Consider the following 11,904-nt stretch of genomic DNA (forward strand, 5'->3'; position numbering starts at 1 on the left):
TGGGATACCACTTATCTACGGTGCCCTCATGCGGCTGACGAGATTCACCGACGTGGCGTTGCGGATCCTGATGCGCCTCGCCGTCGTGGAGGAGGGCGGGGCGCCGACCACCCGGGAGGTGGCGGCGACCATGCGCGTGCCGTACACCCACACCGCCAAGGTGGTCGCCCGGCTCCAGCACCTCGGCCTGGTCGAGGCGCGCCGGGGACGCGGCGGCGGGCTCGCCCTCACCGGGGCCGGCCGCACCGCCTCCGTCGGCGGCGTCGTCCGCGAGCTCGAAGGAGCCGGGGACGTCGTGGAGTGCGAGGGGGACACCCCCTGCCCACTGCTCGCCGCCTGCCGGCTGCGCGGCGCCCTGCGCCGGGCCCAGGAGGCCTTCTTCGCGGAGCTGGACCCGCTCACCGTCACCGAACTCGTCGCCTCGCCGACCGGGCCCCTGCTTCTCGGCATCGGCGCGACCCGCGCCGACGCCGGCTGAACCCCGCCCCCACCGGGTGCGCGCCCCCGCGGGACGCACCGGGCGCCGGTGTCCCACTGAATACGCATCTCACATACCAATTCAACATCCGAGGAGTCCCGATGCTCTCCGAGCCGTCGACCGCCACCGTCCGTGCCACCCTCCCCGCCGTCGGAGCCGCCATCGGGGACATCGCCGACCTCTTCTACCGGAAGCTCTTCGCCGCCCACCCCGAGCTGCTGAGGGACCTCTTCAACCGCGGCAACCAGGCCGCGGCCACCCAGCAGCGCGCCCTCGCCGGCTCGATCGCCGCCTTCGCGACGATGCTCGTCGAGCACCCGGACACCCGCCCCGACGTGATGCTGAGCCGGATCGCCCACAAGCACGCCTCGCTCGGCGTGACGGCCGCGCAGTACGAGGTGGTGCACACCCACCTCTTCGCCGCCATCGCGGAGGTGCTCGGCGACGCGGTCACCCCCGAGGTCGCCGCCGCCTGGGACGAGGTCTACTGGCTGATGGCCAACGCCCTGATCGCCCTCGAGGACCGGCTCTACGCGGAGCGCGGCGTCGCCGCGGGCGAGGTCTGGCACGAGTGGGAGGTCGCCGGGCGCACCGCGGAGACCGCCGACGCAACCACCTTCCGGCTCCGCCCCGCCGACGGCACCCCGGCCCCGGCCTTCCGGCCCGGCCAGTACGTCTCCGTACAGGTCGAACTCCCCGACGGCGCACGCCAGATACGGCAGTACAGCCTCTCCGGCGCCCCGGACTCCCCGCTGCGGTCGATCACCGTCAAGCGGGTCCACGGCGGCGACGGGCCGGACGGCGAGGTCTCGGCGCACCTGCACGCGCGCGTCCGCCCCGGCGACCGGCTGCGCGTCTCGCTGCCGTACGGGGACCTGACCCTCGGCTCCCTCGGCGCGTCCCTCGGGGCCGCACCGGCCGCCCCGCTGCTGCTCGCCTCGGCGGGGATCGGCTGCACCCCGATGCTGTCGTTCCTGGAGCACCTCGCGGCCACCGGTCACGCGGGGCCGGTCACCGTGGTGCACGGCGACCGCTCCCCCGCCGACCACGCCCTGCGGCTCGACCACGCGCGGCTGACCGCCGCCCTCGCCGGCGGCACCGCCCACTTCTGGTACGAGCACCCCGGGGACGGCCACCCCGCCGACCGCACCGGGCTGGTCGACCTCGGCGGCCTGACCGTCGCCCCCGGCACGCACGCCTACCTCTGCGGCCCGCTGCCCTTCATGCGCGCCGCGCGGACCCAGCTGCTGGCGAAGGGCGTCCCGGCGGCGGACATCCACTACGAGGTGTTCGGGCCCGACCTCTGGCTCGCCCAGGACTGACCCGCGCGGCCGGAGCGGCGGGAGCGGCGGGGAGACTGGAGGGGTGAGCCCGACCGACCCCGCCGCCCCTGCCCCCGGCCCCGCCGCCCCGGGTCCCCGCCCCGACGCCCCGGACCCCGCGTCCGTGCTCCGCCCCCGGCTGCCCTCGCCGCTGGTGGCGGTGGACGACGAGCGGTTCGCCCGGCACGGGGTGACGCTGCTGCTCAAACGGGACGACCTGATCCACCCGGACCTGCCGGGCAACAAGTGGCGCAAGCTGGCGCCCAACCTGGCGGACCTCGACGGGCGCCGGGTGCTGACCTTCGGCGGGGCGTACTCGAACCATCTGCGGGCGACCGCCGCCGCCGGGCGGCTGCTGGGCTTCGCCACCGTCGGGGTCGTACGCGGCGACGAACTCGCCGGGCGCCCGCTGAACCCCTCGCTCGCCCGGTGCGCGGCCGACGGGATGCGGCTGCACTTCGTGGACCGGGCGACGTACCGCGCGAAGGACGATCCCCGGGTGCTGGCGGCGCTGCTGGACCGCTTCGGGGACGCGCGGGTCATTCCGGAGGGCGGCAGCAACGCACGGGCCGCACAGGGCTGTACGGAGCTCGGGCGCGAGCTGCGGGGGCGTACCGGGGTCGCGGCCGTGGCCTGCGGCACCGGCGGCACCCTGGCGGGCCTGGCGGCCGGGCTGGACCCGGGCCAACGGGCCCTCGGCGTCGCGGTGCTGCGCGGCGGCTTCCTCACCGGCGCGGTGCGGGACCTCCAGCGCGAGGCGTTCGGCGGCCCGGCCGGGCAGTGGTCGGTGGAGGACCGCTTCGCGTTCGGCGGGTACGCCCGTACGCCCCGGGAACTCCACGCCTTCGCCGACGACTTCGAGGACCGGCACGGGCTGCCGGTCGAGCGGATCTACGTGGCGAAGCTGTTGTACGCGCTGGTCCGGCTGGCCGGGGAGGGCGCGTTCGCCCCGGGCGCCCGGGTGACGGCGGTGGTCACCGGACGCCCGGAACCCGCGGCGGAGGAGAGCGCCGCCGGTCAGTCCGCGTCCGACTCCCGGTAGGCGGCGGCCTCTTCGAGGTCGAGGCGGCGCAGCAGGGTGCGGAGCATCTCGTCGTCGATGCGGCGGTCGTCGCGCAGGCGCACGAAGACCTCGCGCTCGGCCTCGATCATGTCCCGGGAGAGCCGGCGGTAGGTGTCGTCGGCGGACTCGCCGGTGAGCGGGTTGGCGGCGCCGAGGCGTTCCCAGACGGCGTTGCGGCGGCGCTCCATGACCGTGCGCAGCCGGTCGGCGAGCGGGCCGGGGAGGCTGTTGCGCTCGTCCGCCAGGAGCTCGTCCAGCCGTTGTTCGGCGGCGGCGGAGGCCTCGCTCTGGGCCTGCGCCTCGGCGAGCGTCTGGGTCTGCGGGTCGGGGCCGGGCAGCTTCAGCAGGCGGACCAGCAGCGGCAGCGAGAGCCCCTGGACGACCAGGGTGCCGATGACGGTGGTGAAGGTCAGGAAGAGCACCAGGTTGCGGGCGGGGAAGTGCTCGCCGTCGTCGGTGAAGTACGGGATGGAGAAGGCGATGGCGAGCGAGACGACCCCGCGCATCCCGGCCCAGCCGACGATCAGCGGGGAGGTCCAGTTGGTCTCCGGCTCGCGTTCCCTGATGCGGGAGGAGAGCAGGCGGGGCAGGTAGGTGGAGGGGTAGACCCAGAGGAAGCGGACGACGACGACGGCGACGAAGACCGCGACGGCGTACCGCACCGCGTCCCACACGGCGTAGGTGCCCAGGCCCCGCAGCACGAAGGGCATCTGGAGCCCGATGAGGGCGAAGACGGCGGATTCCAGCACGAAGGCGACCATCTTCCAGACGGCGGCCTCCTGGAGCCGGGTGGCGAAGTCGACCTGCCAGGACCGGTGTCCGAGGTAGAGGGCGACGACGACCACGGCGAGCACGCCCGAGGCGTGCACCCGCTCGGCCGCCGCGTAGGCGACGAAGGGGATCAGCAGGGAGAGGGTGTTCTGGAGCAGCGCCTCCTTGAGGTGGGTGCGCAGCCAGTGCAGCGGGACCATCAGCAGCAGGCCGACGAGGACGCCGCCGACCGAGGCGAGCAGGAACTCCCACACCCCTTCGCCCCAGCTCATCCCGGCGCCGACGGCGGCGGCCAGGGCCACCTTGTAGGCGGTGATCGCGGTGGCGTCGTTCACCAGGGACTCGCCCTGGAGGATGGTGGTGACCCGGGCGGGCAGCCCGACCCGGCGCGCGATGGCGGCGGCGGTCACGGCGTCGGGCGGGGCGACGACCGCGCCGAGCACCAGCGCCGCGGGCAACGGCAGGTCCGGCACCAGGAGATAGGCGAGCCAGCCGACCGCGAGCGTGGCGAAGAGGACGTACCCGACCGACAGCAGCGCGACGGGCCGGGCGTTGGCCCGCAGGTCCAGGTAGGAGCTGTCCACGGCGGCGGTGTACAGCAGGGGCGGCAGCAGCAACGGCAGCACGACGTGCGCGTCGAGCGTGTACGGGGGCACCCCCGGCAGGTAGGCGGCGAGTAGTCCCACGGCTACCAGCAGCAGCGGGGCGGGCACCGGGGTGCGCCGCGCGGCTCCGGCTACCGCCGCACTGGCCGCTACCAGTGCGACCAGGGGCAATGCGTCCATCGGTCGGTCCTCACATCCGTCGTAACCTGGCCATCATGAGTGAGTGCCCGCACGTAATCGAACTGCCCCGCCCCGAGCCCACCCCGCTCAGTGACACCTGCGTGGAGTGCCGGGACGCCGGAACACACCCGGTGCAGCTGCGCCTCTGCCTGACCTGCGGGCACGTCGGCTGCTGCGATTCGTCACCGCTCAGGCACGGAACGGGACACGCCCGGGAGAGCGGGCACCCCGTGGTGCGGAGCTTCGAGCCGGGCGAGAGCTGGCGCTGGTGCTACGAGGACGGTTCGATCGTCTGACGTCTGGGTACGTCAAACCGGCGCCGGTTCTTCGGAATTGGGCGACGCCGCACTCCGGTGCCCGTGCCCGCCCGGTCCGTCCGCGTCACGGACCGACAACTCCGGCCGCAACGGTAGCGACTGTCGGCATCTCCGTGCTTACCATGTGTGACCCCCACCGGTTGGGCTCGCGGCGACACGGCATCATGGATCGCGATAGCGTCGCCCCGACCGAGAACCGACGACCGACCGAACGGTTCCGGACCCGTTCCGGAACCTCGAACGAGTTTGTGCCACCTTGGAGGTGAGGGTGTCCCAGATCGCAGGCGAACCCGGGAACCAGGACTTCGTGGAGGTCCGGCTGCCCGCTGCGGGTGCCTACCTGTCGGTGCTGCGTACGGCCACGGCCGGCCTCGCGGCGCGCTTGGACTTCACTCTCGACGAGATCGAGGACCTCCGCATCGCGGTCGACGAGGCCTGCGCGATCCTGCTCCAGCAGGCCGTGCCGGGATCCGTCCTCAGCTGCGTGTTCCGGCTGGTGGACGACTCCCTGGAAGTGACCGTGTCGGCCCCGACCACGGACGGCCGGGCACCGGAGCGCGACACCTTCGCGTGGACGGTGCTCGCCGCGCTGGCGGGCAAGGTCGAATCCACGGTCGCCGACGACCGGACGGTCAGCATCAGCCTCCACAAACAACGCGGCGCGGGACCCGGGCCGGCGTGAGCGACGGGAACGGGGACGGTGCTGTGCGGGACGATTCGGTCCGACCAGGGGCGGCGCATCCCCGTGCCGTCCCCGAGCAACAGGCCCGTCCGCACCCGGTGGACGGGGCGGACGGGACGGGCGGTGCGGGCGGTGCGGGCGGTGCGGGCGAGCCCAGGATTGTCACGGTCGCGGCGGAGCAGGCGGAGCGGGCGGGCCAGATGAGCGAGCACGGGCATCACGATCCCACTGACCGCAGCGGTGCGCGGGCGCTCTTCGTGGTGCTCCGCGAACTGCCGGACGGGTCACCGGAGAAGGCCGAACTGCGCAACCGGCTGGTCCGGATGCATCTGCCGCTGGTGGAGCATCTGGCGCGCCGGTTCCGCAACCGGGGCGAGCCGCTGGACGACCTCACGCAGGTCGCCACGATCGGCCTGATCAAGTCGGTGGACCGGTTCGATCCGGAACGGGGCGTGGAGTTCTCCACGTACGCGACACCGACCGTCGTCGGGGAGATCAAGCGCCATTTCCGGGACAAGGGCTGGGCGGTGCGGGTGCCGCGCCGCCTCCAGGAGCTGCGGCTCTCGCTGACCACGGCGACCGCCGAGCTCTCCCAGCAGCACGGCCGCTCGCCGACCGTGCACGAGCTGGCGGAGCGGCTCGGCATCTCCGAGGAGGAGGTGCTGGAGGGGCTGGAATCGGCCAATGCCTACAGCACCCTCTCGCTGGACGTGCCGGACACGGACGACGAGTCGCCGGCCGTCGCGGACACGCTGGGCTCGGAGGACGAGGCGCTGGAGGGCGTCGAGTACCGCGAGTCCCTGAAGCCGCTGCTGGAGGGGCTGCCGCCGCGCGAGAAGCGGATCCTGCTGCTGCGGTTCTTCGGCAACATGACCCAGTCGCAGATCGCGCAGGAGGTCGGCATCTCCCAGATGCACGTCTCCCGGCTGCTGGCCCGCACGCTGGCCCAGCTGCGGGAGCGGCTGCTCGTGGAGGAGTGAAGCACGACGGAAGGGCCCTGGAGACCTCTGCGCGCGGAGGTCTCCAGGGCCCTTCTTCCTGCCGTCGGCCGCCCGCGGTCCCGCCGCCGGTAGCCCGTTCGGTCACCCGCTACCGGTCGTCGGAGGCCGGGCGCGGCCCCCGGGCGATGCCCAGCTCCCGGGTGGTCGCCGGGTTGAAGACGAGGACCAGTGCGGTGATCACGACGGCGGCGAGCACGATCCCGGTGGGGATCAGCGCGCCCTGGGACTTGAGCAGCGTGTAGGCGACGGGCGCTCCCATGATCTGCGTGATGAGCGTGGGGCCCCGGCCCCAGCTGCGGCGCAGCAGCAGTCCGCGGGCGCCCGCGAGCGGGATGAGGCCGAGCGCGATCAGGGTGGCTCCGCCCGTCACCGCCTGGGTGGGGCTCTCCGGCCGTCCGAGCAGCCCCATCACCAGCATGTAGACGCCGCCGACGACGAGGGCCGCCCCTTCGAGGGCGGTGAGCGCGGCGAGGGCCTCGATGCGCCCCGGCTTCCCGGTCCGCTTCCCGGGCGTGGCCGCGGGCGCGGGAGACGGGGAGGGCGTGTTCGCTTGAGTACTCACGCCAGCCAGGTTGGCATCCCCGCGCCCGGAAAGCGAAGCCGGGGGCCCGGTGCGCCGCTTCCCGGCACGGCCGGTCACGCCGTGTGACCCGGACACGGGTGGTTACGCTGCGTAAAGGCGTCGGGGAGGGACTGCTGCCCGGTACCGTCCGGTAGGTAGGCTGGCTGTCATGCGCGCTCTCCTCGTGGTCAACCCCGCCGCCACCACCACCAGTGCACGGACGCGCGACGTGCTCATCCACGCACTGGCGAGCGAGATGAAGATCGAGGCCGTGACCACGGAGTACCGGGGTCACGCCCGGGACCTGGGGCGCCGCGCCGCGGACTCCGGCTCCTTCGACCTGGTGGTCGCGCTCGGCGGCGACGGCACGGTGAACGAGGTCGTCAACGGACTGCTGGACCAGGGGCCCGACGACGGGCTGCCGAGTCTCGCGGTGGTCCCCGGCGGCTCGACCAATGTCTTCGCGCGGGCACTGGGGCTGCCCAACGACCCGGTGGAGGCGACCGGCGCGATTCTCCAGGCGCTGGCCGAGGAGAGTGCGCGGACGGTGGGGCTGGGACGTGCGTTCGGTACGCCGGGCTCCGCCGACGAGGCGGTACCCGAACGCTGGTTCACCTTCTGCGCGGGCCTCGGCTTCGACGCCGGCGTGATCGGCAGGGTCGAACAGAAGCGCGAGGGGGGCAAGCGTTCGACCCACGCGCTCTACGTGCGCCAGGTGCTGCGGCAGTTCATCGACGAGCCGCACCGCCGCCAGGGCGTGATCACGCTGGAGGAGCCCGGCCAGGAGCCGGTGCACGAGCTCGCGCTGTCGATAATCTGCAACACCGCCCCCTGGACCTACCTGGGCAATCGCCCGATGTACGCCTCTCCGAAGGCGTCCTTCGACACCGGCCTGGACATCCTCGGCCTGAAGCGGCTCTCCACCACGCAGGTGGCCCGCTACGGCACCCAGCTGCTCACCTCCAGCCCTGACAGGGGTCCGCGCGGCAAGCACGTCGTTTCACGGCATGACCTCACGGACTTCACCTTGCATTCAAAGGTCCCGCTCCCCTTCCAGATGGACGGCGACCACCTGGGGCTGCGCACGAGCGTGACGTTCACAGGCGTACGCCGTGCACTGCGTGTGATTGTGTGAGCGGAAGGGCCCAAAGTCCTTTAACTCGAACGTTTGGGCTGGTTCCCACCCCTAAGAAGTACGGCTGTGACGGAGCCGACACCGAGGAATCAAAAAAAACTTTCCAGAAGGGGTTGTATCCGCCGCCGAGGTTTGCGAATCTCTACATGGCGATCGGGACGGCCCGCAGCATCGGCCTCCACTGAGAGCCAGAACCCCTCCCCACTGTGCAGACCACGACCAGTTCGTCTGGGCGTCGGCCCTTCACCTGCGGGGGGATTCGTGAAAGCGTTCACATTCACAAGCAACAAGCATGTAATACCAAGGAGAGGTAGCAGCCATGGACTGGCGTCACAACGCCGTTTGTCGTGAGGAAGACCCCGAGCTGTTCTTCCCCATCGGCAACACCGGTCCTGCGCTGCTGCAGATCGAGGAAGCCAAGGCCGTCTGCCGTCGCTGCCCCGTCATGGAGCAGTGCCTGCAGTGGGCGCTCGAGTCCGGCCAGGACTCCGGCGTCTGGGGTGGCCTCAGCGAGGACGAGCGCCGCGCCATGAAGCGCCGCGCCGCTCGCAACCGGGCGCGCAACGCCAGCGCCTGATTCGACGCCCCCGCGACAAAGCCTCAGCCCGGCGGCGCGTACGCAGCGTACGCACAGCCCCGCCTTCGAGTCGCAGCGCGCAGTACCCCCGAAGCGCAGAAGAACGTGCTTGAACCGGAAGGCCCGGACCGTCACCACGGTCCGGGCCTTCCGGTGTTGTGCCGGTGGGTCTCCCACCGGTGGGAGTTCTACCGGTCCGCGCTGACCGGGAGGTCGAGCAGCACCTGGGTGCCGCGCTCCGGCGCGGGCACCATGTCGAAGGTGCCGCCCAGTTCGCCCTCGACCAGGGTCCGTACGATCTGGAGGCCGAGGTTCCCGGCCTTCCTCGGGTCGAAGCCCTCGGGGAGGCCGCAGCCGTCGTCCTGCACGGTGATGAGCAGCCGGCCGTCCTGGGACGAGCCGCCGCGCACCGCGGAGACCTCGACCGTGCCGCTGTCGCCTTCGCTGAACGCGTGTTCCAGGGCGTTCTGGAGGACTTCGGTCAGCACCATCGAGAGCGGGGTGGCCACGTCGGCGTCGAGGATGCCGAAGCGGCCGGTGCGCCGGCAGGTGACCTTGCCGGGCGAGATCTCGGCGACCATGGAGATGACCCGGTCGGCGATCTCGTCGAACTCGACGCGCTCGTCCAGATTCTGGGACAGCGTCTCGTGGACGATGGCGATCGAACCGACGCGCCGCACCGCCTCGTTGAGCGCCTCGCGTCCCCGCACGGAGTCCATCCGGCGGGCCTGGAGGCGCAGCAGGGCGGCCACCGTCTGGAGGTTGTTCTTGACCCGGTGGTGGATCTCCCGGATGGTCGCGTCCTTGGTTATCAACTCGCGCTCGCGGCGGCGCAGTTCCGTGACGTCCCGGAGCAGTACCAGCGAACCGATCCGGACGCCCTTGGGCTTGAGCGGGATCGCCCGGAACTGGATGACGCCGCTCGGGCACTCCACCTCGAACTCGCGGGGCGCGTAACCGCTCGCGACCTTGGCCAGGGCTTCGTCCACCGGCCCCCGGGACGGGGCGAGTTCGGCGGTGGTCTGGCCGAGGTGGAGACCGACGATGTCCGAGGCGAGGCCGAGCCGGTGGTAGGCGGAGAGGCCGTTGGGGCTGGCGTACTGGACGATCCCGTCGGCGTCGAGCCGGATGAGCCCGTCGCCGACGCGCGGGGAGGCGTCCATGTCGACCTGCTGGCCGGGGAAGGGGAAGGCCCCGGTGGCGATCATCTGGGCGAGGTCGGCGGCGGACTGGAGGTAGGTGAGTTCCAGCCGGGAGGGGGTCCGCACGGTCAGCAGGTTGGTGTTGCGCGCGATGACGCCGAGGACCCGGCCTTCGCGGCGGACCGGGATGGACTCGACCCGTACCGGCACCTCCTCCCGCCACTCCGGGTCGCCCTCGCGCACGATCCGGCCCTCGTCCAGCGCGGCGTCCAGCAGGGGACGGCGACCGCGCGGCACCAGGTGGCCGACCATGTCGTCCTGGTAGGAGGTCGGTCCGGTGTTGGGGCGCATCTGCGCGACGGAGACGTACCGCGTCCCGTCCCGGGTGGGGACCCAGAGGACGAGGTCGGCGAAGGACAGGTCGGAGAGCAGCTGCCACTCCGAGACCAGCAGGTGGAGCCATTCGAGATCGGTGTCGCTCAGGGCTGTGTGCTGGCGGACGAGGTCGTTCATGGAGGGCACAGGTGCGAGCGTACCCGTGGATACCGAGAGGTTCCGAACCGAGCGCCGCCCTGCCCGGCGGCGGAGAGCGGGACGGGGGCGCGGCGGGCGCGGGCGTCCCGTGTACGGAAGGGCTCGCGCCGCGAGAATCGGCACCGCGCCCGCAGAATCGATACCGCAGACGCATGGACACCGACAAATGGTCTAGTCCACAATACGAGGACAAGAACCTCCGCCCTCCCCGCACAGGAGGACGGACCGAGGCACCCGCGCTCTCTGCCCTGATCGCGCCCGTGCCTCGTACGGCCGGAGGCACCGCACACCGCCGGCCGAGCAGCTCCGGGCTGCGGTGCCGGGCGGGCTGAGGGTCCCTCCCGGTGCCGCGGCCCGCGGGTCGGCGCGGAGCTCCGCGCCCGGCGCGGGCCCGGACGCCCGCGACCCGCGCCCGGCCCCCACCGGCCCCCGCGCCCACCCCGTCGACGCCCGCACCGCAGCCCGGCCGACTCCCCCGCGCACCCCCGCTCCCACGGCCTTCCGCCCAGGTCGCGCGCTCTGCGCATCTGCGGACAATTGACACAAGTCGCCCCCGGTCGCACGATGCCCCGCGGCCGGAGCCCGGGGCGGTGATCAAAAGCGGAAGGCACCTGTTCCCCAGGTACCGGACTCTGTTAAATTTGGACCAGATTGGTCTATACCACATAGTCGTCACTGATCAGATCGGCAGGCACAGCGTGGAAGTTGTCATCGTCCCGGACGCAGCGGCAGGCGGCGAGCTCATCGCGGAGGCCATGGGCGCGCTGCTGAGCCGCAAGCCCTACGCCCTGCTCGGCGTCGCCACCGGCTCGACCCCGCTGCCCATCTACCGGTCCCTGGCCGAAAAGGTGCGCTCGGGCGCGGTGGACGCGTCCCGCGCCCGGATCTGCCAGCTGGACGAGTACGTCGGGCTGCCCGCCGGACACCCGGAGTCCTACCGGTCGGTCGTGCTGCGCGAGGTCGTGGAGCCGCTCGGCCTGACCGAGTCCTCCTTCATGGGCCCGGACGGCTCGGCCGAGGACGTCCAGGCCGCCTGCGAGGCCTACGACCGGGCGCTGACCGAGGCCGGCGGCGTCGACCTCCAGCTGCTCGGCATCGGCACGGACGGGCACATCGGGTTCAACGAGCCCTGCTCCTCACTCGCCTCGCGCACCCGGATCAAGACGCTCACCGAGCAGACCCGGGTGGACAACGCCCGCTTCTTCGACGACGACATCGACCAGGTGCCGCACCACGTCATCACCCAGGGCATCGGCACCATCCTGGAGTCGCGTCACGCGATCCTGCTGGCCACCGGCGAGGGCAAGGCCGACGCGGTCGCGCTGACCGTCGAAGGGCCGGTCGCCTCGGTGGTGCCGGCCTCCGCGCTCCAGCTGCACCCGCGCGCCACGATCGTGGTGGACGAGGCGGCGGCCTCCAAGCTGAAGCTGGCCGACTACTTCCGCCACACCTTCGCCTCCAAGCCCTCCTGGCAGGGGCTGTAGGACCGGCGCGCACCACACGGGAAGAGGGGCCGGACACCTGGTGTCCGGCCC

General features: G+C 72.4%; 12 protein-coding genes. 9 read left to right on the top strand and 3 right to left on the bottom strand.

The annotated features are described in order from the left end of the window. The first annotated feature begins 28 nt into the window (after positions 1–28). The 3 genes from ACFWEE_RS29445 to ACFWEE_RS29455 all read left to right on the top strand — a co-directional run bounded on the left by ACFWEE_RS29445 (position 29) and on the right by ACFWEE_RS29455 (position 2,842). A complete protein-coding gene (locus tag ACFWEE_RS29445; protein WP_386893689.1) occupies positions 29–478 on the top strand; it encodes an Rrf2 family transcriptional regulator in 450 nt (149 codons plus the stop codon). Between the two features lie 101 nt (positions 479–579). Beyond that, on the top strand, positions 580–1,800 hold the full coding sequence (locus tag ACFWEE_RS29450; protein ID WP_386893691.1) for a globin domain-containing protein: 1,221 nt from the start codon (positions 580–582) through the stop codon (positions 1,798–1,800). A 124-nt stretch (positions 1,801–1,924) separates the two neighbouring features. After that, on the top strand, positions 1,925–2,842 hold the full coding sequence (locus ACFWEE_RS29455) for a 1-aminocyclopropane-1-carboxylate deaminase/D-cysteine desulfhydrase (protein ID WP_386893705.1): 918 nt from the start codon (positions 1,925–1,927) through the stop codon (positions 2,840–2,842). Here the strand turns inward: ACFWEE_RS29455 and ACFWEE_RS29460 are convergent. Beyond that, a complete protein-coding gene (locus ACFWEE_RS29460; protein WP_386893693.1) occupies positions 2,818–4,419 on the bottom strand; it encodes a Na+/H+ antiporter in 1,602 nt (533 codons plus the stop codon). The genes ACFWEE_RS29455 and ACFWEE_RS29460 overlap by 25 nt on opposite strands. A gap of 35 nt (positions 4,420–4,454) precedes the next feature. Here ACFWEE_RS29460 and ACFWEE_RS29465 point away from each other — a divergent pair, with 35 nt between their 5' ends. From ACFWEE_RS29465 to ACFWEE_RS29475, 3 genes are all read left to right on the top strand, one after another. Then, positions 4,455–4,715: a UBP-type zinc finger domain-containing protein gene (locus ACFWEE_RS29465; RefSeq protein ID WP_386893695.1), complete on the top strand. Its 261-nt coding sequence runs from the start codon at positions 4,455–4,457 to the stop codon at positions 4,713–4,715. Positions 4,716–5,004: 289 nt separating this feature from the next. Beyond that, on the top strand, positions 5,005–5,418 hold the full coding sequence (locus ACFWEE_RS29470) for an anti-sigma regulatory factor (RefSeq protein ID WP_266708962.1): 414 nt from the start codon (positions 5,005–5,007) through the stop codon (positions 5,416–5,418). Between the two features lie 23 nt (positions 5,419–5,441). Beyond that, on the top strand, positions 5,442–6,398 hold the full coding sequence (locus ACFWEE_RS29475) for an RNA polymerase sigma factor SigF (protein ID WP_386893697.1): 957 nt from the start codon (positions 5,442–5,444) through the stop codon (positions 6,396–6,398). A gap of 109 nt (positions 6,399–6,507) precedes the next feature. Here the strand turns inward: ACFWEE_RS29475 and ACFWEE_RS29480 are convergent, their stop codons facing one another. After that, the gene (locus ACFWEE_RS29480; protein WP_386893699.1) at positions 6,508–6,981 is read right to left on the bottom strand and encodes a hypothetical protein; all 474 of its coding nucleotides are present in this window, start codon (positions 6,979–6,981) and stop codon (positions 6,508–6,510) included. 169 nt (positions 6,982–7,150) lie between these two features. On the opposite strand from ACFWEE_RS29480, the gene ACFWEE_RS29485 reads away from it, so the two are divergent. Both ACFWEE_RS29485 and ACFWEE_RS29490 read left to right on the top strand, forming a co-directional pair. Continuing rightward, entirely contained in the window at positions 7,151–8,116 is a 966-nt protein-coding gene (locus tag ACFWEE_RS29485; protein ID WP_386893701.1) for a diacylglycerol/lipid kinase family protein, read from the top strand. Between the two features lie 319 nt (positions 8,117–8,435). Beyond that, complete coding sequence (locus ACFWEE_RS29490) at positions 8,436–8,693, top strand: WhiB family transcriptional regulator (RefSeq protein WP_003953983.1); 258 nt, start codon at positions 8,436–8,438, stop codon at positions 8,691–8,693. A 188-nt stretch (positions 8,694–8,881) separates the two neighbouring features. Here the strand turns inward: ACFWEE_RS29490 and ACFWEE_RS29495 are convergent, their stop codons facing one another. Then, positions 8,882–10,348: a sensor histidine kinase gene (locus ACFWEE_RS29495; RefSeq protein WP_386893707.1), complete on the bottom strand. Its 1,467-nt coding sequence runs from the start codon at positions 10,346–10,348 to the stop codon at positions 8,882–8,884. Positions 10,349–11,067: 719 nt separating this feature from the next. On the opposite strand from ACFWEE_RS29495, the gene nagB reads away from it, so the two are divergent. After that, positions 11,068–11,853 carry a glucosamine-6-phosphate deaminase gene (gene nagB, locus ACFWEE_RS29500; RefSeq protein WP_328723658.1) on the top strand — a complete coding sequence of 262 codons (786 nt, stop codon included), beginning with the start codon at positions 11,068–11,070 and terminating at the stop codon, positions 11,851–11,853. The last annotated feature ends 51 nt before the right edge of the window (positions 11,854–11,904 follow it).

It is taken from the genome of Streptomyces sp. NPDC060184 (assembly GCF_042728795.1).
GTDB lineage: Bacteria > Actinomycetota > Actinomycetes > Streptomycetales > Streptomycetaceae > Streptomyces.